This is a genomic window from Alistipes indistinctus YIT 12060, from assembly GCF_025144995.1.
GTDB classification, from domain to species: Bacteria; Bacteroidota; Bacteroidia; order Bacteroidales; family Rikenellaceae; genus Alistipes_A; species Alistipes_A indistinctus.
Genome location: NZ_CP102250.1, coordinates 1,929,837 through 1,953,843 on the forward strand (window position 1 = coordinate 1,929,837; position 24,007 = coordinate 1,953,843).

General features: G+C 55.3%; 19 protein-coding genes, 1 tRNA gene and 1 pseudogene. 14 read left to right on the forward strand and 7 right to left on the reverse strand.

Annotation, left to right across the window (positions count from 1 at the left end; genetic code table 11):
- Window position 1 precedes the first annotated feature (1 nt).
- From recO to NQ495_RS08085, 12 genes are all read left to right on the forward strand, one after another.
- Window positions 2-733: a DNA repair protein RecO gene (gene recO / locus NQ495_RS08030; RefSeq protein WP_009133460.1), complete on the forward strand. Its 732-nt coding sequence runs from the start codon at window positions 2-4 to the stop codon at window positions 731-733.
- Window positions 734-1,083: 350 nt separating this feature from the next.
- Window positions 1,084-1,368: an HU family DNA-binding protein gene (locus NQ495_RS08035; RefSeq protein ID WP_009133459.1), complete on the forward strand. Its 285-nt coding sequence runs from the start codon at window positions 1,084-1,086 to the stop codon at window positions 1,366-1,368.
- 346 nt (window positions 1,369-1,714) lie between these two features.
- On the forward strand, window positions 1,715-3,259 hold the full coding sequence (locus NQ495_RS08040) for an Rne/Rng family ribonuclease (RefSeq protein WP_009133457.1): 1,545 nt from the start codon (window positions 1,715-1,717) through the stop codon (window positions 3,257-3,259).
- Between the two features lie 60 nt (window positions 3,260-3,319).
- A complete protein-coding gene (gene mfd / locus NQ495_RS08045) occupies window positions 3,320-6,787 on the forward strand; it encodes a transcription-repair coupling factor (RefSeq protein WP_009133456.1) in 3,468 nt (1,155 codons plus the stop codon).
- Window positions 6,784-7,515: a type III pantothenate kinase gene (locus NQ495_RS08050; RefSeq protein WP_009133455.1), complete on the forward strand. Its 732-nt coding sequence runs from the start codon at window positions 6,784-6,786 to the stop codon at window positions 7,513-7,515. Before mfd ends, NQ495_RS08050 begins: the two co-directional genes overlap by 4 nt.
- The gene (locus NQ495_RS08055) at window positions 7,505-8,860 is read left to right on the forward strand and encodes a hypothetical protein (RefSeq protein WP_009133454.1); all 1,356 of its coding nucleotides are present in this window, start codon (window positions 7,505-7,507) and stop codon (window positions 8,858-8,860) included. The genes NQ495_RS08050 and NQ495_RS08055 overlap by 11 nt, the downstream gene beginning before the upstream one ends.
- A gap of 13 nt (window positions 8,861-8,873) precedes the next feature.
- A complete protein-coding gene (gene lptC, locus NQ495_RS08060) occupies window positions 8,874-9,533 on the forward strand; it encodes an LPS export ABC transporter periplasmic protein LptC (RefSeq protein ID WP_009133453.1) in 660 nt (219 codons plus the stop codon).
- A gap of 70 nt (window positions 9,534-9,603) precedes the next feature.
- Window positions 9,604-10,896 (forward strand): hemolysin family protein, encoded by a 1,293-nt coding sequence (locus NQ495_RS08065; protein ID WP_009133452.1) that lies wholly within the window; start codon window positions 9,604-9,606, stop codon window positions 10,894-10,896.
- A gap of 120 nt (window positions 10,897-11,016) precedes the next feature.
- Complete coding sequence (locus NQ495_RS08070; protein WP_009133451.1) at window positions 11,017-13,083, forward strand: SurA N-terminal domain-containing protein; 2,067 nt, start codon at window positions 11,017-11,019, stop codon at window positions 13,081-13,083.
- A 261-nt stretch (window positions 13,084-13,344) separates the two neighbouring features.
- Entirely contained in the window at window positions 13,345-14,010 is a 666-nt protein-coding gene (locus NQ495_RS08075; protein ID WP_009133450.1) for a Crp/Fnr family transcriptional regulator, read from the forward strand.
- A 5-nt stretch (window positions 14,011-14,015) separates the two neighbouring features.
- The gene (locus NQ495_RS08080) at window positions 14,016-15,344 is read left to right on the forward strand and encodes a 3-deoxy-D-manno-octulosonic acid transferase (protein ID WP_009133449.1); all 1,329 of its coding nucleotides are present in this window, start codon (window positions 14,016-14,018) and stop codon (window positions 15,342-15,344) included.
- A gap of 169 nt (window positions 15,345-15,513) precedes the next feature.
- Window positions 15,514-15,584, forward strand: a tRNA-Gln gene (locus tag NQ495_RS08085).
- A gap of 127 nt (window positions 15,585-15,711) precedes the next feature.
- Here the strand turns inward: NQ495_RS08085 and NQ495_RS08090 are convergent.
- The 6 genes and pseudogenes from NQ495_RS08090 to pyrE form a co-directional block, all read right to left on the reverse strand.
- Window positions 15,712-16,971: a serine hydrolase domain-containing protein gene (locus NQ495_RS08090; protein WP_009133448.1), complete on the reverse strand. Its 1,260-nt coding sequence runs from the start codon at window positions 16,969-16,971 to the stop codon at window positions 15,712-15,714.
- Window positions 16,972-17,154: 183 nt separating this feature from the next.
- Window positions 17,155-17,610 (reverse strand): helix-turn-helix domain-containing protein, encoded by a 456-nt coding sequence (locus NQ495_RS08095; RefSeq protein WP_259801062.1) that lies wholly within the window; start codon window positions 17,608-17,610, stop codon window positions 17,155-17,157.
- A gap of 45 nt (window positions 17,611-17,655) precedes the next feature.
- Window positions 17,656-18,027, reverse strand: a pseudogene (locus tag NQ495_RS11830) (AraC family ligand binding domain-containing protein); the annotation flags it as partial.
- Between the two features lie 107 nt (window positions 18,028-18,134).
- Window positions 18,135-18,407, reverse strand: coding sequence for a putative quinol monooxygenase (locus NQ495_RS08100; RefSeq protein ID WP_009133446.1), 273 nt, complete (start codon window positions 18,405-18,407; stop codon window positions 18,135-18,137).
- Between the two features lie 218 nt (window positions 18,408-18,625).
- On the reverse strand, window positions 18,626-19,054 hold the full coding sequence (locus tag NQ495_RS08105) for a hypothetical protein (RefSeq protein WP_009133445.1): 429 nt from the start codon (window positions 19,052-19,054) through the stop codon (window positions 18,626-18,628).
- A gap of 90 nt (window positions 19,055-19,144) precedes the next feature.
- On the reverse strand, window positions 19,145-19,777 hold the full coding sequence (pyrE, locus tag NQ495_RS08110; protein WP_009133444.1) for an orotate phosphoribosyltransferase: 633 nt from the start codon (window positions 19,775-19,777) through the stop codon (window positions 19,145-19,147).
- A 9-nt stretch (window positions 19,778-19,786) separates the two neighbouring features.
- Here pyrE and NQ495_RS08115 point away from each other — a divergent pair, with 9 nt between their 5' ends.
- Both NQ495_RS08115 and NQ495_RS08120 read left to right on the forward strand, forming a co-directional pair.
- Entirely contained in the window at window positions 19,787-20,392 is a 606-nt protein-coding gene (locus NQ495_RS08115; protein WP_009133443.1) for an NUDIX hydrolase, read from the forward strand.
- Between the two features lie 182 nt (window positions 20,393-20,574).
- Window positions 20,575-22,710 carry a S9 family peptidase gene (locus NQ495_RS08120; RefSeq protein ID WP_009133442.1) on the forward strand — a complete coding sequence of 712 codons (2,136 nt, stop codon included), beginning with the start codon at window positions 20,575-20,577 and terminating at the stop codon, window positions 22,708-22,710.
- A gap of 241 nt (window positions 22,711-22,951) precedes the next feature.
- On the opposite strand, the gene NQ495_RS08125 is transcribed toward NQ495_RS08120, so the two are convergent.
- On the reverse strand, window positions 22,952-23,950 hold the full coding sequence (locus tag NQ495_RS08125; protein WP_009133441.1) for a malate dehydrogenase: 999 nt from the start codon (window positions 23,948-23,950) through the stop codon (window positions 22,952-22,954).
- Window positions 23,951-24,007 lie beyond the last annotated feature (57 nt).

Consider the following 24,007-nt stretch of genomic DNA (forward strand, 5'->3'; position numbering starts at 1 on the left):
GATGGCCGGGAGCTATAAGGCGCGCGGAATCGTGCTGCACACGGTCAAGTATGGCGAAAGCTCATTGGTGGCTTATCTTTTTACCGACGTTGGCGGACGGCAGACTTACATGATCCAGGGGGTCCGTTCGTCACGCGGGCGCGGCAACAAGGCCGCGCTGTTCCAGCCGATGTTCCTGCTCGAGTTCGAAGGGGTCGAACAACCGCACGCGGAGATGCACCGCATGAAGGAGGTGCGCAACCTGGTGCCGCTCTCGAGCGTCCCGTTCGATGTACGCAAAAGTACCGTTTCGCTCTTCATGGCCGAGGTCCTTTACCGGTTGATCCGGGAGGTCGAGGCCAACGAACCGCTTTTCGATTTTCTCTGTTCCGCCGTGCAGCAGCTCGACCGGATGGAACAGGGGGTGGCCAATTTCCATCTTTGGTTCCTGGTGCGCCTGTCGGCTTATCTGGGGTTCTATCCCGGCAACGAGTACCGCGACGGGGGATGGTTCGACATCCGCAGCGGACTGTTTTGCGACGCCATGCCGCAGCACCGCACCTGTATGGGGCCGGCCTCGGCGAGGCTGCTGGGCGGGCTGATGGAGCGCGAAGCCGCCGAATTGGACTCTCTGAGGCTCGGACGCGGTGAGCGCCTCGAATTTATGGAGGCGATGCTGATTTTTTTCGGCTACCATTTCGATGCGATTCACTCGGTACAGTCGCTGCGTATCCTGCGAGAGGTATTTTGCTGAGCGACGGAGGTTGGCCGGTTTTTTGTTAGATAATAAAACGATACATCCCGACGTTTGTTAAACGAGTTGCAGAAGAGCGGCTTAATATGCGTGCTGGAATTGTAAAATACAGTATATCAGGGTGTTTATTTTTAAATAAAACGTGTGAAAATTTTGGGCCGGTTTTTGCTGAGGCTCTTTCCGGCGTAGGAACAAGATAAAATTGAAAGAGTTAGCCCGGGATTTTCTTTAAAAAAATATTACTTTTGTGCCAGTTTATAAAAAATAATAGTATATATTTGCAATTCCTCCCACTTGGCACGATGGAGAGGCGGCGCAAAAAGGATCAAATAATTTAAAATATTTCAATCATGACAAAGGCGGATATTGTTAACGAAATTTCGAAAAGCACAGGCGTGGAGAAAGCCCAGGTGCAGCAGATCGTGGAATCTTTCATGGAATCCATCAAGGATTCGCTCACGGCCAACAAGAACGTTTACCTGCGCGGTTTCGGTTCTTTCATCGTAAAGCGCCGCGCCGAGAAAGTGGCCCGCAACATCTCGAAGAATACCACGATTACGATTCCTGCTCACAACATCCCGGCGTTCAAACCGGCCAAGAGCTTTGCAGGCAAGGTGAAAACTCACACTAAATAATTATTCGGTTTACTAAAACAAAATTGCTATGCCAAGCGGTAAGAAAAGAAAACGGCATAAGATGGCTACCCACAAGCGTAAAAAACGCCTGCGCAAGAACAGACACAAAAAGAACAAGTAGGTAGCTCACTTATGTAAGACAGTCATAAACCTAAAGTGCCGCTTTCGGGGCTTTAGGTTTATTTGCATTACGCATGAGGCCCATGCCACTGCAACGCAGGCCCGTCGGAGCCCGGATTCCGGGCCGCGGCTTGCCGGACGCCAGTGAAGAACCCCGGAAGAGGTTCGTTCCCGGCGGGGATGACCTTCCGCAGCGGCCGTGCTGCTGATAGTACAAAACGAAACAATGAATAAAGAGTTAATAATCAATGTAACTGCCAGTGAAATAACCATTGCGCTGTTCGAAGACAAACAGCTGGTCGAGCTGACCAAGGAGCAGTCCCGTTCGGGCTATGCGGTGGGCGACATTTACATGGGCAAGGTCAAGAAGATCATGCCCGGGTTGAATGCCGCCTTCGTCAATGTCGGTCACGAGAAGGATGGTTTCATTCATTACCTCGACCTGGGGCCCCAGTTCACCTCGCTGCAGAAGATGGTGAATATCCTCACCAATAACAAGCGGTCGATCAATTTCGAAGGGCTCAAACTCGAAAAACCGCTCGGCAAGTCGGGCAAAATAGCGAGCCATATCGCCAGCGGGCAGACGATCCTCGTACAGGTGGCCAAGGAGGCCATTTCGACCAAGGGGCCGCGCCTCACTTCCGACATCTCGCTCGCCGGTCGCAACGTGGTACTGATCCCGTTCTCCGGCAAAATTTCGATATCGCAGAAAATCCGCTCGAACGAAGAGCGCAACCGGCTCAAGAAGATCGCTTCGGGTGTGCTGCCGAATAATTACGGCGTGATTATCCGTACCGCCGCCGCAGGCCATCCGGCCGAAGATGTCGAACAGGATATCCTCGCACTCGTCCACAAGTGGGAGAAGGCGATGGAGAACCTCAAGCAGCAGAATGCGCCTTCGCTCGTGCTCGGTGAGATGAACCGCACGACGACGATGATCCGCGACCTGCTCAACGGTTCGTTCAGCAATATTTATATCGACGACCAGGCCACTTATGAAGAGGTCCGCGACTATATCCGCACGATCGTTCCCGAAAAGGAGAAGATCGTAAAACTATACAAGGGCAACGTTCCTATTTTCGACAACTTCGACGTGTCGAAGCAGATCATGTCCCTCTTTGCGAAGTATGTATCGCTGCGCAAGGGTGCCTACCTGATCATCGAGCGCACCGAAGCGCTCCACGTCGTGGATGTCAACAGCGGCAACCGTGCGAAGGTCGACGACGACCAGGAGCGCACGGCGATGGACGTGAACCTCGCGGCGGCGGCCGAGATCGCGCGCCAGTTGCGGCTGAGGGACATGGGGGGGATTATCGTGATCGACTTTATCGACCTGCACAAGAGTGAAAACCGCAATGCGTTGGTCGAGGAGATGCGCAAGCTGATGGCTGCCGACCGCGCCAAGCATACGATCCTGCCGCTGTCGAAGTTCGGCCTGATGCAGATTACGCGCCAGCGGGTGCGGCCCGAGACGCAGGTCGATATGCGTGAGGTCTGTCCGGCCTGCCACGGTACCGGTACGGTGACTCCCGCGGCGTTGCTCGACGAACAGATCGAGAACCAGATCGCCTATTTCGCACAGGATCGCGGGGAGCGCTATATCCGCGTGAGGGTGAATCCCGTGGTTGCGGCTTTCCTGAAAAAAGGACTCTTCTCGCTGCGCCTGCGCTGGATGATGCGTTACAAATGCTTTATCCGCGTCGTCGCAAACAGCCATACCGGAATTATCGAAACCAAATTCTTCGACCGGCGGAACAAGGAGCTCGTCTGAAAATTTTTTCGGCTCTGCGCTGGGTTTTGCCGCCCGATTATTTGTCGCCAGATTGATTGAATGACCGCTCAGCAGTTACAGGAACTGTTCCTGTCGCAGCCATCCTACCGGGAGTTGCTGCGGCAGTTGGAGAACCGGGGAACGACCGTCGGGTTGGATTCGCTGGTCGGTTCCTCATATTCGCTCGTGGCTGCCGGTGCCGTGCGCGAGCGGGGCGGCGTCCATGTGTTCGTGATGGAGGACCGCGATGCGGCGGGTTACCTGTACAACGACCTTTCCCCTTTTCTGGACGAAGAGCGGCTGCTCTTTTTCCCGACCGCCTACAAACGTTCGATCCAATTCGGGCAGGAAGATCCTTCGGGCATCGTGCAGCGCACCGCTGCCCTCAATGCGGTAAAGAACTTTACGGACGGTTACCTGGCGATTTGTACCTACCCCGAGGCGCTGGTCGAGAAGGTGGTGGGCATGCAACGCCTGCGGGAGAGCATTCTCACGATCCGTGTAGGCGATACGCTGTCGACTTCGACGATCGAGGAGATTCTCGCCGATAACGGTTTCGAGCGCGTCGAGTTCGTTTATGAACCGGGGCAGTATTCGGTGCGCGGCGGAATTGTCGACATCTTTTCTTTTTCCGATAACAAGCCCTACCGAATCGACCTGTTCGGCGACGAAGTCGATTCGATCCGCCATTTCGACCTCTCTTCGCAGTTGTCGGTAGACCGCCTGCAGCAGATCGAGGTCGTGCCCAACCTCAAGGATGCCGTTTCGGGCCGGGAGCGGGTTTCGTTTCCGGCTTTTGCCGCAGGGGCGACCTATTGGCTCGACGACGGCGAGTATACGTTGAAGCGTTTCCAGGATATCCGGACCAAACTGCTCGGTGAGCTGGATGATCCGGCGCAGATCGATACGTTGGTAACGGGCCGTAAGGGATTCCTAGCCGATACGGCCGGTGCAACGATGGTACTGCTCAAGGATAACTGCCAGGAGCGCGCCGCCGATGCGACGATCTCATTCCATACCTCGCCGCAGCCGCAGTTCAACAAGAAGTTCGAACTGCTGGCCGACGACATCCGCGACAACCGCGAAAAGGGCTATACCACCTGCCTGCTTACCGAGAACAAGGCGCAGATCGAGCGCCTGCGTAACATTTTCAACTCGATGGGCGAGCGCGACGTGCCGTTCGAGGCGGTCGGCGTTACGCTGCACGCCGGTTTTATCGACCACGCCTCGCGGTATTGTTTCTATACCGACCACCAGCTTTTCGACCGGTACCACCGCTACCAGATTCGCGGCGGGATCGACCGCAGCGAAAGCCTCACGATCCAGGAACTTAATGAGTTGAAAGTTGGCGACTATGTCGTGCATATCGACCATGGGGTGGGACGTTTCGGCGGCCTGACGCGTACGGTCGAGAACGGCAAGGTTCATGAGGCGATCAAACTGGTCTACCGCGACAACGACGTGCTGCTGGTCAACGTCCATGCGCTGCACCGCATCAGCAAGTATAAAGATAAGGACAGCGAGCCGCCGAAGATTTACAAACTGGGTTCGGGCGCATGGCAGCGCATGAAGCAGAACACCAAGAAGGCGGTCAAGGACATTGCCCGCGAACTGATCGCGCTTTATGCCCGGCGCAAGGCGAGCGACGGCTTTGCGTTTTCGCCGGATAGCTTTCTGCAATACGAGCTGGAAGCGTCGTTCATTTACGAGGACACGCCCGACCAGCAGGCTGCGACGCAGGCTGTGAAAGCCGATATGGAGGCGCGCACGCCGATGGACCGGCTCGTGTGCGGCGATGTGGGCTTCGGCAAGACCGAAGTGGCGATCCGCGCCGCTTTCAAGGCCGTCACCGATTCCAAACAGGTGGCCGTGCTGGTGCCTACGACGATCCTTGCATTGCAGCATTACCGTACTTTCAGCGAGCGGCTCAAGGAGTTCCCGGTGCGCATCGAGCACCTGAGCCGCGCGAAGAGTACCGCAGAGGTCAACCAGATATTGAAGGATGTGGCCGACGGCCGGATCGACATCCTGATCGGCACGCACAAGATTCTGGGCAAGAATGTCGGGTTCAAGGACCTCGGATTGCTGATTATCGACGAAGAGCAAAAGTTCGGGGTGGCGGCCAAGGAGAAGCTGCGCCAATTGAGGGCCGACGTGGACACGCTGACGATGACCGCTACGCCGATTCCGCGTACGCTGCAGTTTTCGCTGATGGGTTCGCGCGACCTGTCGGTCATCTCGACCCCGCCGCCCAACCGACAGCCGGTCTCAACCGAGAGCCATCTGTTCGACGAGGAGCTGATTCGCGAGGCGGTCGATTACGAACTCCAGCGCGGCGGGCAGGTCTATTTCGTGCACAACAAGGTCGAGACGATCGACAACGTCCGCCGCATGGTCGGGCAACTTTGCCCGAAGGCGCGCGTGGCGGTGGGACACGGGCAGATGCCGGCCCAGCAACTCGAAAAGCTGATGATGGACTTTATCTACGGCGAGTTCGACGTGCTGGTGGCCACGACGATCGTCGAGTCGGGCGTCGACGTGCCCAATGCCAATACGATCATCATCAACAACGCGCAGAACTTCGGACTGAGCGATCTGCACCAACTCCGGGGCCGTGTGGGGCGGTCGAACCGCAAGGCTTTCTGTTACTTGCTCACGCCCCCCGAGGAGATGCTTTCGAGCGACGCACGGCGGAGGCTGCGGGCCATCGAGGAGTTTTCCGACCTGGGGGCCGGCTTCAATATTGCGATGCAGGACCTCGATATCCGTGGGGCGGGCAATCTGTTGGGTGGTGAGCAGAGCGGATTTATCGCCGATATCGGCTTTGAGACCTACCAGAAAATCCTCTCGGAAGCGATGGCCGAACTGCGCGAAGAGGAGTTTGCCAAAGCGGCCGAGGCCGGCCGGACGATTGCTTCCGGCGACGTTGCATTGCAGGGCGGATCTGTGCATTCGGTTCCGGGCGGTTCCATAGCCGGGCAGGCGGACATGAACGGTTCGGCATTCCCTGGCGTGACATCCCCGCAAGATGGGGGGGGGACCGTCGCCTATATTTCCGACTGTCAGATCGAGACCGATCGCGAGGCGGTGATTCCCGACAGTTATGTGAGCAGTGCCGGCGAGAAGCTGCGGCTCTACCGCGAGTTGGACAGTATTACCGATGAGGAGCGCCTTGCCCGGTTCGAATCGCAGTTGACCGACCGTTTCGGCGACATTCCCACTGCGACGCACGAGCTGTTCGACATCGTGAGGCTCAGGTGGATCTGTATCCGGCTCGGATTCGAGAAGGCGATCGTTAAAAACGGCATCATGATTCTGCAATTCGTTCACAACCAGAAATCTGCCTATTATAAAAGTGAACTTTTCGGGCGAATCCTGCGGGTTTCGACGCGGCCGGGCAGTAAATTTATTTTCCGCCAGAACAATAATAAGCTCTCTGTGGTAGTTAGAAGTATTAAAGATATCGCAGCGGCCGCCGCGACGCTCCGGGAACTGGAGACCGAGGCCGCAAAACAGCCGACCGCATGAATCTAGCCATCGACATCGGAAACACATGCGCCAAACTGGCCGTTATCGAAAACGGGCAGGTGGTCGATTTCTTCAAAACCGACACGTTGTCGGAAGTCTACCTCGAGCAACTGCTCGAGAATTTTCCCGATATTACCGGGGCGATCCTCATTTCGGTGCACGAAGATTCCGATGCGCCCATCGAGGCGTTGCTCCGGCGCCGTTTGGGGCGTTTCATTCGTTTCGGTCACGGTGTTCCCGTCCCGATCCGCAACGGTTATGCGACGCCCGATACGCTCGGTGCCGACCGTCTGGCCGCCGCCGTCGGGGCGGCTACGCTCTATCCGGGTAACAACGTGCTGATCGTCGATTTCGGAACGGCGATCACGTTCGATTTCGTCTCGGCGGAAGGGGAATTTCTCGGTGGCAATATCTCGCCCGGGGCGGCAACGCGTTTCAGAGCGCTGCACCACTTCACACGCAAACTGCCGCTGTGCGAACTGATTGACCGGGAAGTGTTCATGGGCCGCGACACGGTGAGCGCTATCGAAGGCGGCGTCGTGAACGGCATTGTCTATGAGGTCGAAGGCTATATCCGCGACTTGGAGCGGAAATATGACGGCCTGCGTATAATTTTTACCGGAGGCGACAGTAATTTTTTTGCCAAACGGGTAAAAAAACCGATATTTGCAACTTATGATCTGGTCGCTTACGGCCTGAACCGAATATTAGAGTACAATGCGAAATAGAAATCGTTTACTGGGCGCGATCGGGGCGCTGCTGCTGATCCTTCCCGCATCCGCATTCGCCCAGGGCAGTAGTTTGAGCGCATTTTCTCCGTACACGTTCTACGGATTAGGCGATTTTTCGGTGCAGGGCCCGGCATTTCTCCGCTCGATGGGCGGTATCGGCGTCGCGTATGCCAACGGCCGACGGATGAATTACCTGAACCCGGCTTCCTATTCGGCGGTCAATCCCCGTTCGGTGCTGTTCAATGTCGGTGGCGAGATGTACAATATCTATGCGAAAACGGCCGATTCGAAGACCAGCTATAACACTTTTAATGTCCGGGATGTCAGCATGCAGATTCCGCTGGCCAAACGGCTCGGCTTCGGTTTCAGCATGACGCCGCTGAGCGATGTGGGTTACCGTGTCAAGATGACCGAAATGGATCCGTTCATGCTTGCCAACGTTGGTAATATCGTTTACGACTATGAAGGCGAAGGCAATACGACGCAGTTCAAATTCGGGTTGGGATGGTCGCCGTTCAAGAGATTCTCTTTCGGTGCCGACGTAATTTATTATCACGGTGTGATCACGCGCAATTTCAATACGATTATCTCGCCGATGATCGAGGAGAAGCCCCAGCGCAGTATGCTCGGCACCCAGCGTGAAACCTATTCGCAGGCCGGTGTGACTTTGGGCATTCAGTACGATTTCATACTGAATGACAACCGGTCGTTTACCTTCGGTGCGACTTTCCGGCCGCGCGTCAATCTCCGGCCCGAAACGACCCGGACGATCGTGGCCAAGGACGTCTTTATCGACACGGTCGATTACAAGATCTCCCGTTCCGATTATTACCTGCCCTCTACGTTCACGGCGGGTCTGTATTACCAGACACGCAAGGTCGGCATGGGGCTCGACTATACGTTCGAAAAGTGGAAGGGCATTAACCAGTCCGACCTGATCGACGGTATCCGTTACCGCAACAACAACTTTATCAAGGTGGGTATGCAGTTTACGCCGAACGCGCAGGATGTGCGGCGGTATTTCAACCGTTGTACCTACCGCGTCGGTTTCCGGTACAACAGCTACTACATGAATATCAACGACCACAATATCGACGATAAAGCGATCACGCTCGGTTTCGGTTTCCCGATCCGCCAGGGGCTGTCATGCATCAATGTCGGTTTCGATTTCGGGCAGCGGGGCATGACCGCTTCCGGAATTTACACGGTACCGCCTTCGGAACCCGGCGGGCTTACCAGCCAGCGGGCCTACCAGATGGTGCGCGAGCGTTATTTCCGTGTTTCGGTCGAGCTGACGCTCTTCGGCGAAGACTATTGGTTCCTCAAACAGAAGTATCAGTAAACGCATTTGCCGGGTGAAACGCCGCGACCCCATACGCCTTTCGGTAGCACTCCTCTTTTTAGCGGGTGCTATCTTGCTTTTTGGCTGCAAAGGAAAAAAGAGCGCCAAAGAGGAGGACGTGCAGAACATGATGACCCAGCAGAGCGAGAACCTGCGGCTGGTCTATTCGCAGAACGGCAACCTGTCGTACCGTTTTGAAACGCCGCTGCTGGAGCGCTACGAATTGGCGCGGGAACCCTACATGGAGTTCCGCAAAGGGGTCAAAGTCGAGACGTATAACGATACCACACACCTCGTCGAATCGACGCTGACGGCCAATTATGCGATTTTCCTTGAAAACCAGCAATTGTGGGAGGCCAAGGGAAACGTAGTGGCGACCAATGCACAGGGTCAGAAGCTCGAGACCGAGCAGCTTTTCTGGAATCAGAAGAGCAAACGCATTTATTCGAACGTCGATTCAAAGGTGACCCAGAAGGACGGTGTGATCCTCGGCGAGGGTTTCGAGTCCGACGAACAATTCCAGGATTTCATTTTCCGCCGTCCGAAAGGCAAGGTGGCCGTCGATACGGCCCCGAAGGAGCGGGCCGATTCGACCGGTTCGGGGCAGGCTGCCGCCGGGTCGTCGCTGCCGGTGATCCGCGAGGGGGAGGCGGTGGCCAAGCCGAAATCCTGATCAACGATGCACGGGCCTTTGACGGCCGGATGCCTGTTTAACCTTTGCGATCTGGGGTCGCATCGATAATATGATTCTCTCTACCGTTATAGTCGTATTGCTCGCGTTGCTTTTCTCCGCATTTTTCTCGGGGATGGAGATTGCGTTCCTGGCGTCGAACAAACTCAAACTCGAGATCGAGAAGAGCCGCAGCCATGCGTTCGCTTACATCGCCGGACTTTTTTCACGTCATCCGGGGCAGTACATTACGACGATTCTCGTCGGCAACAACATCGCACTGGTGATCTATTCGCTGCAGATGAGCCTGCTGATCCAGACGCTGCTTTCGCTCACGGGGTGGGGGCTGCTTTCCGGCGGGTCGTTCCTGCTTGAGACGGTCCTTTCGACGATTATCATCATTTTTGCCGCGGAGTACATCCCCAAAGCCGTCGTGCGGCTCAATCCCAATCTGTACTACCGTACCTTCGCCGTGCCGGTTTTCCTGTTTTACCTGCTGTTTTATCCGCTGGCGCGTATCACCACTTTCATTTCGACGCTGATCCTGCGTATTTTCGGGTTGCCGGTCAATACGCGGCGGGGGGCGCAAACCTTCGACCGGATCGATCTGGCACACCTGATCGACGAGGCATCCGAGGGCGACGAACAGTACGATAACGAGAAAGATATCCGCCTGTTCCAGAATGCGCTCGACTTTTCCGGGTTGCTCGTGCGCGACTGCATGGTGCCTCGGGTCGATATCGAAGCGATCGACCGGACCGATTCGATCCGGGAGCTCACCTCGCGCTTTATCGATACGCATTTCTCTCGGTTGCCGGTTTATGAGGAGAACATCGACCGGATCATCGGTTACGTAAACACCAAAAGCCTTTTCAGGCAGCCTGCGACGATCGACGAAATCCTTCAGCAGATCGACTATGTGCCCGAGAGTATGCCGGTGCAGAAACTGCTCACCGCATTCATCAAAAAGCGTCATTCGGTGGCGGTGGTGATCGACGAGTTCGGCGGGACGGCGGGCATGATCACGATCGAGGATATCCTCGAAGAAATTTTCGGTGAAATCGAGGACGAACACGACGATCCGGGATTGGTAGAGAAACAGATGGGAGACGGCGAGTTCATCTTTTCGGGACGGCTCGAGGTCGAATACATCAACGGAAAATATCATCTGGACATCCCCGAATCGGACGAATACGATACGTTGGCCGGTTATGTGATCGACCGTTACCAGGGTATTCCTTCCGCGGGCGAGACGATTCTCGACGGCGGCCGCAAGATTCGCGTGCTGCGCACCGAGTCGTCGAAAATCGAGCTGCTGCGTATCACGCTGGTCGGGACTTCGTCCCAAAAGAGCGTTCAGGCTTAAATTTTTAGCCTCCCGTGTAATGTGTAACGGGGAATTTTATTATCTTTGGACCTTATTACGGGCTCCTGCGCTGGCGGCGGGGCTCTGGGAAGAGAATCAAAAACAAATCGCTTTTCAAATATGGCAACACTCAACACATTAAGGACGCGGGGCGGCGTGATCGTTTCGATCGTGATCGGTATCGCGTTGCTGGCTTTCCTTTTGGGCGACCTCTCCTCTGCGGGTAACATGATGAATGCGCGCAAGATGCGGGTGGGCGAGATCGACGGCAACAAGATCGGTTATCTGGAGTACACCGAGCAGGTCGATTACCTGACCGGCATCCAGCAGACGATGACCGGCAAGGACGCACTCAGCAGCGAAGAGCAGATGCAGGTGCAGAACTTCGCGTGGGACAACCTGCTCAACAAGTACGTGCTTGCACCCGGATTCGAGGATGCGGGTATTCTCGTGTCGGAGAACGAGCAGGTCGACATGGTCGACGGCAACTACATTTCGCCGGTGATCACGGGCACATTCGTCAATCCCAATACGGGGGTCTACGATCCCGCGATGCTGCGCAATTTCGTTTCGAACATGGATCAGGATCCTACCGGTAAAGCGGGTATGATCTGGAACTATATGAAGAACCAGATGGTCAAGCAGCGCCTCTTCACCAAATATGTGGGCCTGGTGAGCAAAGGCATCTATGTGACCGATTTGGAAGTGGAACAGGGCGTGAACAATGCCAACAGCCTCAGCAACATCGCTTACATCCTCAAGGAATACAGCCAGATTCCCGATTCGACGGTGACTGTGCCCGAGTCCGATGTGCGCAAATATTACAAGGAGCATGAACGCATGTTCCGCCAGAGCGCTTCGCGCGATATCGAATACGTGGTCTTTGACGTGCTGCCTTCGCAGGACGATTATGCGGCTGTAGAGAAAACGGTGAACGAGATGGCCGCCGAGTTCGCTGCGGCTGAGAATCCGTTCCAGTTCGCAACGCTCAATTCGCAGATCCCCCCGGTAAAACGTTACCTGACCGAAAATCAGCTGCCCGCTCCGTTGGCAGGCTATGCATTCGGTCCCGACAGCAAGCAGATGTACGGTCCGGTACTCGATAACGACGTTTATACGATGGCCCGCGTTGCCGATGTGAAGATGCTGCCCGATTCGATCGGCGCACGCCACATCCTCCTTCCGGCCGACAAGAAAGCACAGGCCGACAGCATCCTGACCGCGCTGAAAGGCGGCGCTTCGTTCGCCGAGCTTTCGGAAAAATATTCGATCGACCCCCAGGCCAAACTCCGGGGCGGCGATCTGGGCGTCTTCTCTCCCGACCAGATGGTCGAAGAGTTCTCGCAGGCGGCGCTCGATACCAAACAGGGAGACTTTTTCGAAACGACGACCCGTTTCGGTATCCATATCGGTCAGGTAACCTCCAAGAGCAAGCCGGTCAAAAAGGTGCAGCTCGCGGTGATCACCGACAAAGTAGAACCGAGCGAAGCGACGCAGCAGGCTGTTTACGGCAAGGTGAGCCAGTTTATCGCGGCAGCCAACGGTTCGGCCGAAAACTTTGCGAAAGCGGTGTCCGACAATGCGCTCTCGAAACGTGTGGCCCGCATCCACAACACCGAACGCAATATCAGCGGCATGGACAACTCGCGTGAAATCGTGCGCTGGGCTTTCAATGCGGAACAGGGCGACGTATCGCCCGTCACCGAAGTCGACGGCAACTATGTGGTTGCACTGCTGACCGGCGTCAGCGAGGACGGAATCGCACCCCTGACTGCGGTTTCGCAGAACATCGCCACCATCCTGCGCCAGCAGATCAAAGGCAAGATGCTTTCCGACAGCCTGTCGGGCGGTACTTTGCTGCAGGCTGTGGCCACCAAGGTGGGAGCTGAGGTCAAAGAGGCCGGCGACGTCGATTTCAATTCGTTCTATGTAAATGGCGTCGGTGTCGAACCGGCCCTGATCGGTGCGGTGAGCGCGGTACAACCCGGCGCGCTTTCGAAACCGGTGGTCGGAATGGCCGGCGTCTACCTGTTCGACGTAACGGGCCGCCAGAATACCGACAACGTGACACCCGAAAGCGAGCGTGCACGTCTTGAGTCGATGGGCCTGTCGTACCTTTCCGAGCGCGTTTCGCAGGTGCTCGTCGAAGCTGCAAATGTGAAAGACAACCGCGTGAAATTCTTCTGATCGTGCGTTCCGATAAGTGCAGGGGCTATCCATTCGGATAGCCCTTCTCTTTTGTCTGCCGGTTTGCCAGCCAGCCGGTTTGTTCAGGTAAGTGGAATGGGGAAGAGGGAAACCGGGGAACGGCGAGGCCCGTCTTTCGGATGCAGGTGTTTTGTCCCTGTCGGTTGCTGCCGGGTCGGTATGCTTTCCGGACTTGGTTAATTGCCGGAAAAAAACTATCTTTACCTAAAGGAAAACTATGTAATATCAATATACGGGCTTATGTATGCGATACTGAAAGAGTGTCCGCTGTTCAGGGGACTGACGGTGGCACAGATAGAGGATATTCTCGCCGACAAGGGTAAATACGCCCTGAGCGAGTATCGTGACGGCGATCTGATCGCACAACGCGACACGGCCTACTCGGGGCTCATGATTATCATCAAGGGGAAAGTACACGGCAAAATGACCTATGCATCGGGGCGCAGTGCGGACATCGAACCGATCGAAGCGCCGCAACTGATTGCACCGGCCTTTCTTTTCGGCGGCTACAACAAACTGCCGATCGATGTGATCGCCGACGGCGATGTGACGATCATGACCATCCACCGCGGCTATATCTTCGAATTGATGCAGAACAATGTGGTCATCATGTCCAATTTCGTCGACATTCTTTCGAACCGTGCCAATGTATGGTCGAAGAAGATTTACTACCTCTCGTTCCGGTCGCTCCGGGAGAAGGTGGCGAATTACCTGCTCGACCATACCCATGCGGACAATTCCGCGCTGCTGATGCCCGACATTGCCGAAACCGCCTCTTATTTCGATGCTACGCGAAGCGCTTTGCAAACCGTGCTGGACGAAATGGCGAAGAAGCGCCTCGTGCGCCGTGACGGGGACAGCGTGGTCGTGCTGAACCCGCAGGGGTTGCGGGATATTCTTAAATAACCGGCATGCGTCTGTTTTACAATACGGGGATTTATCTGCTCGATGCCGGGTTGCATGCGGCGGGGATGTTTAACGATAAGGCGCGGTTGTGGTGCCGTGGCCGCCGTCGTATTTTCTCCCGGATGGCGGAGGCGGTTGCGGGCTGGAGCGGGGCGGACGGGTGTCCGGATACGCTTCCCGTATGTGGTGCCGAGGCCAAAGAACGTACAAGAACGGGGGACGGTTCGGATCATTGCACGGCCGGAACCGACCTGATCTGGTTCCACTGTGCATCGCTTGGTGAATTCGAGCAGGGACGTCCCGTGATCGAAGCGTTCCGGGCCGCGCATCCCGGCTGGAAGATACTGTTGACCTTTTTCTCTCCGTCCGGATACGAAGTTCGCAAAAATTATGCGGGAGCCGACTACATTTTTTACCTGCCGGCCGATACGCCGCGCAATGCCCGGCGGTTCGTTTCGATTTTCCGTCCGAAGATCGCCGTATTCGTCAAATACGAGTTTTGGGCCAACTACCTGTTCGCATTGCAGCGCAGCGGTGCGCGGGCTTACCTGATCTCCGGGATTTTCCGGCCCGGGCAGTCGTTTTTTAAACCGTGGGGGGGGCTGTTCCGCCGGGTGCTGGGTACGTTCGACCGGTTGTTCGTACAGAACGAAGAGTCGCTGAAGTTGCTCCAAGGGATCGGTGCGGTAAATGCCGAAGTGGCCGGCGACACCCGTTTCGATCGCGTTTATGCCATTGCACAGGGGGCAAAAGCGCTTCCGGAGGTAGAGCGTTTCGCCGAGGGTGCTGAAGTCTTCGTGGCCGGGAGTACCTGGCCGCCGGATGAACAATTGTTACTGGCGTTGATCAATGCGAATCCGGATGTCAAGTTTATTCTGGCGCCGCACGAGGTAGATCCGGCCCGTATCGAACGAATGATCGCGCAGATCGATCGACCTTGTCTGCGTTATACGCAGTTGACGCCGCAGAGCGACCTGGCCGGTGGGGGAGTGCTGTTTATCGATACGATCGGCATCCTCTCGTCGGTATACCGTTACGGCAAATGGGGTTATATCGGCGGCGGATTCGGCGTGGGTATCCACAATACCCTCGAGGCGGCGACGTTCGGCCTGCCGCTTGCCTTCGGGCCCAATTATGAAAAGTTTCAGGAGGCGCGCGACCTGATCGGGGTCGGGGGCGCCCGCAGTATTTCAGACTACACGCAATTGGCCGACTGGTTCGGTATTTTGCACGGTGATGCGGCGGAATATCAGAGGAGCAGCAGTGCCTGCGCCGAGTATGTCCGTTCGCACAAGGGGGCGACCGGGCAAATTATTGCAGGAATCCGGGTATGACGGTAGGTTCGGCATCGTGTGACGACAAACGATGGAGCCTGAAATGGGGCGGTAGGTTCTCAGGAATTGAAATATCGGGCCGGACTGCTGTGAAAAGCTGAAACCACGCCGTTGCAGATCAAAAAATATTCTTTATCTTTGCAGTCCTGTTCCCCGTGAACAGCGTGCTTGACCCATGGTGTAATGGTAACACTGCAGATTTTGGTTCTGTCATTCCAGGTTCGAATCCTGGTGGGTCAACAAGACGACACTTTAAACGTGCAACCTACTTTGATTAATCGTTTTGCAGGTAATGATATCGGATGAATTGTAATCGGGTTATTTGACGTTGTGATGATTTTGTCATTTGTGTTGCTCCAGAGAATTGCTATTCGAGTGACTGGTAAACAGTGTTGACATATCGGCTCCACAGATCGAAAAGGTCCTCTATTCTGTGATTCATGAAAAGCAGAATAATCAGATCTTCTTTCGGGTCGATCAAAAAATAGGTCCCTAGCCAACCGAGCCAAAAAAGGGATCCTTCAGAAACCATTGGAGGCATCAGTATTTTCGAATTGGCAAAAATCCGGTTGCCGGGACTGATTTCGAATCCGAGGCCGAACAAGGAGTATTGCGGGACATCCGCTCCTTCGGGTATCTGGTTTTGGGACATGAGTTCGATTGTTTTGCGTCCCAGAATGCGATGACCGTTGAATGTTCCGCCGTTGAGGATCATCTGACAAAATCGGGCATAATCCTCAATTGGACCGTTCAGACCGGTTGCTTCCGGAATGTACCGGTGATCTTGGCTGAAAAGATTGAGAGGGTATTGATTGTTCCGCGGGATAATTTTTCCCTCTTTTTTTTCATATACAACGGGAAGCCGTTGTTGATCGGCGGGATCAAGGAAAAAAGCAGTTTGAGTCATTCCTAAAGGTTCCAGGATCGTTTTTGAAAGGTACTGCTCTAGCGGTTGTCCAGAAAAATGTTCGATCAGGTAAGCCGCCACTTCCATTGAAATATTCTCATAGTTCCAGTTTGTTCCCGGATCATATTTCAACGGAGCTTGCAATTGATCCCGGATATATTCTTCCCGGCTTTTATAAACCGGTACGACTTGACCGGGTGTCGCCGGCCATCCGACTAGACCGCCCGTGTGGGAGAGCAGGTGAGAGATGGTGAGTGATGTGGTCGCTTCCCGGGTACTGAAATTTTTCCTGTTCTTCCATTTCACCAATATTCTGTCGCTGGTTTCAGGGATGTATGCCGAAACCGGATCCTCCAGTTGGAATTTCCCCTGTTCATAAAGTGTCATTAGGGCTACTGTGATGACGGGTTTAGTGAGTGAAGCCATTTGAAAAATGTCATTCTTTTTCAAATAGATACTATCTTCAGGTACTCTCCATCCCCATGCAGCATGGTGGATTATCTCGCCTTTGCGCGCCACGAAAGTGACCGCATGCGGTAGCCCTTTTTCCTCAATATAGTGTTTGAGCAGACTGTCGATCCTCGTCAACCGGGTTCCGTTAACCCCTAAGGTCAAGTAGTCCCGGTTATATGAAAATTGTTGGGGAGAGTATCCCATCAGGGAGCAATATGTCAGCAAGATAACGGCGACTAACACGACTTTATGTTGAATATTATGCATAAATACCTTTTTTGATTAGAGATGAATAGTTGACATCCAACCATAATGGAATCCACCGGTCAGTCCAGAAAGGGCATAACCGAGCCGGTCACTTTCAGATTACCTGTCTGGCACAAAAATAGGAGATACTGTTTAGTGTGGCATATGACAAAGAGTGTTGGGAATGTCATTTTTCGGGAATGATTATGGCTTTACGCGTTTGCGATATTGGCCCGGAGTGCTTCCTGTGTGTTTCCGGAATAAACGGATGAAATAGGAGGAGTTATCGAAATGCAGCCGGTTGGCGATTTCGGCTTCGGAAAGAGTCGTATAATCCAGCAGTCGTTCGGCTTCGTGGATCACTTTAGTCAGAATGAAGGATTTAGCGCTCGAACCCAAAATCCCATGGACGATCTTGTTCAGATAATTGGAAGAAATACATAGCTTGTCTGCGTAGTACTGGGTATTGCGATGGAATGTGCATTCAGCGTCTACCATACGTACGAACGGATCGATATACCGGACGATTTTTATGTTGTCTTTCCTGTTGTCCGATTCTCCGGCGGGGCAGGCACGATTCAGCAACATCAGCGTTTCATAGAGCATGGCCCTCAAAATATGGTGATCCTGTTCGCTCTGATCGTTAATTTCAGTTTTCATTTCCGCGAGTAGTCGTTTGACGCGGTTGAACAGTTCATTCGGCAGTTTGAGAAATGGGGAACTTCTTTCCGCTTGTAAGTAGCGAAAATTGCGCAGGAAAGCGCGGTCATTGAAAAATGAAAGAAGGAATTTCTCTTCGAATAAAAGAAAATAACCGTTCAGGTTGGCATGCGAATGCCAATGCCAAACCTCTCCGGGAATTGCACAGATAATATGATTGGTTCCGAGGTGGCAACTGCAATCATTGATGGCGACTTCCCCGTCGCCTGCTGTTATCAGGATAATGCTATAAAAATTAAATCGGTGGACAGGACTCCGTCTGACGCCTTCCCGTATCTCTTCCAACCCGATGACGTCGACCAACAGTTCATTGCCGTATTTCTTTGTGTAGAATTTCCGTAAAGGTATGGAATCCACTTTCAAAGTGCTTTGTACTTAAAAAAGTTCTCGCTGGGATAATCTCCCCTCCGTCCGGGAACGAGTCGGTATTCGTGTATGTTGGCAGCGCTAAAGCGGTTCGGGAATTAAAACTTGTCGATATCGACCGACGAGGCCAGGTCGCCGATTTGCGGCAGCAGTGTGGTGAAGTGTTTGGTCGCTTCGTGCGCAGCCAGTACGGCGGCGTTTTCCCACCGTTCGCAGATTACGATCTGGGCCGGGTCGGTCGGGTGCAGGTAATACTGGTAGCGGAGGTTGCCGTTCTCTTTCTGAGAGGCCGCCGTCAGTTCGGCGAGCAGTTCCAGCATTTTGGCGCGTTTGTCGGCCGTTACGTTGATCGTTACGAAGATGTTGATCATGGTTTTATCGTGTTTGCGGCGGTAGGGAATGCGACGCAGCGGAGATTTCCCGTACCCGCCTGTTTTTGTCCGGTAGCTGAGTGCGCGCGGGCCGCCGTCGGATCCAGCTGGGGCCGATCTTCCGAAGTCCGCTTCTATTCAGGCGCGTTTGGCTACATCCGGCCCCGTCCGGCCGCTTGGTCGCGGTAACTGTGGACGGGATTATCCTGAAATGAGTTTTATTTCGGTATCGTTGTGCCCGCAGGGAAACTGTTGAACCCTTCGGCGATCTTTTCGGCAATCTGGTCTACGGCGCCCGCCAGTTTTTTGCCGACCATCATTTTCATCATCATCGGCAGCTCGACGTCGAGTACGATTCGCATGCGCGTATCGGTTTCGGCCGCACTCACCAGCTGGAGCCAAAAGGTAAAGTCCATCGGCGAGCCGTCGGCGCCCGTCACCTTGATCAGTTTGTGCTCGACCTTCTCAATCATCTGCAGGTTGACCGTAAATCCCTGCACCTTGAACGAGCAGGTGTCCTCGGTGGCGCACCATCCTTCGACCTTGTCGCCCACCACGGGCGTCAGGTGGTTGAAATCGGCCAACACGCCGTATACCGCCCGGGCGGGATGCAGGATTTGTACGTGTTTGCTTTCGTATCTTTCCATTGTTTGGGGTAAAGTTAAGTAAGTTGGTACCGGGACCGTGCTACTGCGCAAAACGGACCGGACAACGGACAAACGGCTGCGGGATGCGGATTATTTTTTCCACGAAGCCGGATCGCGCCTCCACTCTTTGAGTGTTTCCAGCTCGTCGGCGTGTACATAACCTTGTTCGATAGCCATTTCGATCATCGTGTTGTAGTTGCTCAGCGTATCGAGCCGCACGCCCGCCTCGGCGAAATTCTTCTCGGCGGCGGGGAAGCCGTAAGTGAAAATCGCCACCATGCCGAGCACTTCGCAGCCGGCTTTCTGTAACGCTTCGACGGCGCTAAGGCTGCTGCCCCCGGTCGAGACGAGGTCCTCGATCACGACTACCTTCGCACCGGGCTTCACCTCGCCTTCGACCTGATTGGTCAGGCCGTGCGATTTGGGTGCGCTGCGCACATAGATAAAAGGTTTGCCCATCTTCTCGGCTACCAGCGCCCCGTGGGCGATCGCTCCGGTCGCGACGCCGGCCAGTACCTCGGCCTGCGGGTATTTTTCGGCGATCAGCGCGGCGAATGCCTCGTATACCTGTTTGCGCACGGCGGGGTAGGAGAGTATCTTGCGGTTGTCGCAGTAGATCGGCGAGTACCAGCCTGAGGCCCACGTAAAATGATTTGTCGGATTTAATTTAATTGCCTTAATTTGCAACAGGCTTCCGGCGATCTGTTTGGCGGAATCGTTCATTTTCGTGCTATGTATAAAGTTTATATCGAAGACAACGTTGTGGTTTTCTCGGTACGGCCGGTTGGGGATCCTTCGTTCGTCACCTTCCGGCCCGCTGCGGGTGAGCCGCTTTCAGTGACAAAGTTGTTGCAAAAAGTTCAGAATAGCAAACGCCTTGCGGTGGTTTCGGACGATATCGAACAAGTTTTCGCCGATTTCCGCGCCTCGCAGCGCTTTATCGAGGCGGGCGGCGGCGTGACGGCCGATCCGCAGGGTAACCTGCTGCTGATCTTTCGTAACGGACGTTGGGACCTGCCCAAAGGCAAACTCGAACCGGGCGAACGGATCGAGGATTGCGCCGTGCGCGAGGTGGGCGAGGAGTGCGGCCTGTCGGGCCTGCAGCTCGGGGCTTTCGTTGCGCACACCTACCATTGTTACCGGATGCATGGCGAGTGGGTGCTCAAGCGTACGTCGTGGTACCGCATGCGTTACGGCGGTTCGCAGCGTCCGCAGCCGCAGACGGTCGAGGGAATTACCGAAGCGGTATGGGTGCCGCAGGCGGAACTGACTCCGAAACTGGAGAACACCTATTTCACGATCCGGGACGTATTGACTGCCGCCGGATACGTGAAATAAAACCGGACACGGTCCTCAGACCGCATGTTCGGTGATGAGAACAGCCGGACGGAGATACCGAAAGAACGTTCCTTTTTTACTCCCTATGCGATCCTTTTCGTTGCTATAAAGGCAATAGAGCTTTTGAAGGTTGCGTTTAAGGGGTACGAAACATAACCGAACCGAATAAAACCTCATAACAGATGAAGAAAACGACAACCCTGCTGCTGGCGGGAGCCGTTGCGGCGCTTACGGTCGCGTGCGGCGACGGCGCAGGCAAAAAATCAGCCCCGATGAAGATTGACAACTCGTTGACCGAAGCCGAAAAGAGCGCCGGTATCCTTACTCCCGAAGTGATGTGGAAGATGGGGCGCGTGGGCGGTTCCGTGGTGTCGCCCGACGGCGAAACCGTCCTCTATACGGTGAGCGATTACAGCATGAAAGACGATAAGAGCAGTACGCACATCTGGTCGGTGCCGACCGCCGGCGGGGAAGCCGTGCAGATCACCGACGGTGCGGGCAAAGAGTCGTCGATCCAGTGGGGCGACGACGGCAGCCGCATCTACTTCCTTTCGACGCGAAGCGGCGAGGCGCAGCTGTGGAGCGCCGCTCCCGACGGCAGCGACCTGCGCCAGCTTTCGGCCATCGAGGGCGGTATCGAAGGGTACGGCCTTTCGCCCAAAGGCGACAAAGTGTATTACATCAAGCGTGTCCAGGTCGAAAAACGCAAGTCGTCGGAGGTCTTCCCCGACCTGCCCGACTCGAAGGCGCTGATCTACGACGACCTGATGGCGCGTCACTGGGATTACTGGGACGACGGCAGTTACCTGCACCTGTTCGTTGCCGAGATGAAAGACGGCCGGATGGCCGAGGGGGTGGACATCATGCCGGGCGAGCCGTGGGATGCGCCGATGGCGCCCTATTTCGACGCGGCCGAGATCGCGTGGAACAACGCGGGCACGCAGTTGGCCTACACCTGCAAGAAGATGAAGGGCAAGCAGTACGCGCTCAGCACTAATTCCGACATTTATATTTACGACCTCGCTGCGGGGACGACCGTCAATATCACGGAAGGGATGATGGGTTACGACAAATATCCCCGTTTTTCCCCGGATGACAGCATGGTGGCTTTTACCAGCATGGAGCGCGACGGTAACGAGTCGGACAAAGACCGCCTGTTCATCGCCGTGCTCGCCACGGGAGAGAAAAAATACCTGACCGAGAATTTCGATTACAATGCGGGCAACGTCACCTGGGACGGCAACGACAAACTTTGGTTCCTCTCGCCGATGCGGGCGACCTACCAGCTTTGCAAAGTGGGGACCGACGGTTCGCCGGTGGAGGTGGTCACCAGCGGCGCGCACGACCTGAACGCCTTTACGATGGGCGGGGGCAAACTCGTGGCCGAACTGACGACGCTCAGCACGCCTTCCGAACTGTTCGCCGTGAACCTGACCGACGGTATGCTTTCACAGCTGACCAATACGAACAAGGAGATTTACGACAATATCCGGATGGGCGAAGTGCGCGAGCGCTGGGTCAAGACCACCGACGGCAAACAGATGCTGACGTGGGTAATCCTGCCCCCCGATTTCGATTCGACCAAAACCTATCCTGTGCTGCTTTACTGCCAGGGCGGTCCGCAGAGTGTGGTGAGCCAGCGCTGGAGTTTCCGCTGGAATTTCCAGCTGATGGCTGCGCAGGGCTATATCGTCGTGGCGCCGAACCGGCGCGGGCTGCCGTCGTTCGGGCAGGAGTGGCTCGACCAGATCTCGGGTGATTACAGCGGCCAGAACATTCGCGATTACCTCAGTGCGATCGACGACGTGGCGCGCGAACCGTGGGCCGACGAGACCCGGATGGGCTGCGTGGGCGCCAGCTACGGCGGCTATTCGGTCTACTTCCTGGCCGGCAACCACCAGAAACGTTTCAAAGCGTTCATCGCGCACTGCGGCATGTTCAACTTCGAAAGCATGTATTGCGGTACCGAGGAACTGTGGTTCCCGAACAACGACCTCGGCGGTTCGTACTGGAGCGACAGTCCGGTGGCGAAACGTTCGTATGCCAACTCTCCGCACAAGTTCGTGAAGAACTGGGACACGCCGATACTGATCTTCTCCGGGCTCAACGATTTCCGGATTCCGTACACCGAAAATCTGCAGGCGTATACGGCTGCGCAATTGATGGGTGTCCCGGCGCGGCTCGTCGCATTCGAAAACGAGGCGCACCAGGTGTTCAAACCGCAGAACTCGCTGGTTTGGCAGCGCGAATTTTTCGGCTGGCTCGACAAGTATGTAAAGAATTCGCAGCAGGAGACCGCATCGGCGGCAAAACAATAGCCGCGGCAATATCGTCGGTTCCGGAAGTGCTCCGCTCTGGGGCGCGGCAGTTCTGCGGATAGATGCAAATGAAACGAGGAGGGAAATCATTACGATTTCCCTCCTCGTTTTGTTCCGGTTGTACGTTTTAAGCTGTTGCACGGTGTTGCCGTGCTTCAGGAACAGGGTGTAGGCCGGTCTGTTCCGTATCCGAACTTCGTTTGCGTTCCTGTCTTGGACAGAACCAGGGCCGGATGCCGCGTTAGTCGATATTCGGGTTCAGCGCATGCCACTCCTTGACGGGGGGCAGTACGCCCATTGCGATCACTTCGTCGCGCAACTGGCAGAGGTGTTTGTAGCTCTCCTCGAGTGTTTTCATCTCCTCTGCCGAGCCTTTGACAGCGTTGTAATGTACGCCGTCTTTGGTGATCGAAGTCTCCATGGCCATCATGATGTGGTTGAACCCTTCGGAGTGGACATAAACTCCGGCAGGCCAGCGGAACGCCTCTCCGCCCATGGCTGCTGCGATCATTTCGATCGAGAGGTAGGCCGGGCTCTGGAACGACGAGCGGCCGCGTAGGTCGATGATATGCTTGCCGCCCTGTATCACCCGCTGGCGCAGCGCTTCCCAGTCGCCGGCGGGAATCTGCGTACCGATCAGCTCGGAGAGCTTCTTGCCGTGGAGTTCGGTCGTCGAGGCGAAGACGGCCATCTGTTCCCCGTGGCCTCCATAGGTACGGCAGTTCTTGATTTCCGAGGCGGGCATGCTGAAATATTTGGCCAGCTCGCTTCTCAGGCGCGTGCTGTCGAGTGCCGCGAGCGTCGAAACCTGCGTCGGCTTGAGGCCCGAATAGAGCAGCGTAATAAGGCCTGTGATGTCGGCCGGGTTGAAGATCACCACCACATGCTTTACGTCGGGGCAGTAGGTTTTGATGTCCTTGCCGAGCTGCTCTGCGATCTGTGCATTGCCCTTGAGCAGGTCTTCGCGCGTCATGCCGGCCTTGCGGGCTGCACCGCCCGACGAGACGATGTATTTCGCATCCTTGAACGCTTCTGCGATATCCGAGGTGAAGGTGAGGTTCACATTTTCGAAGCCGCAGTGGAACAGCTCTTCGGCGACGCCTTCGAGGGCCGGTGCGAACGGGTCGTAGAGACAGATGTTCGGGGTGAGGCGCATCATCATTGCGGTCTGCGCCATGTTCGAACCGATCATGCCGGCGGCGCCCACGATGGTCAGTTTTTCTTCGGTCAGGAATTTCATGTTGGTTCTGTTATTTTGATTAAACGATTTGTCTGTCTGTTTCCGGCAGCGAAGATA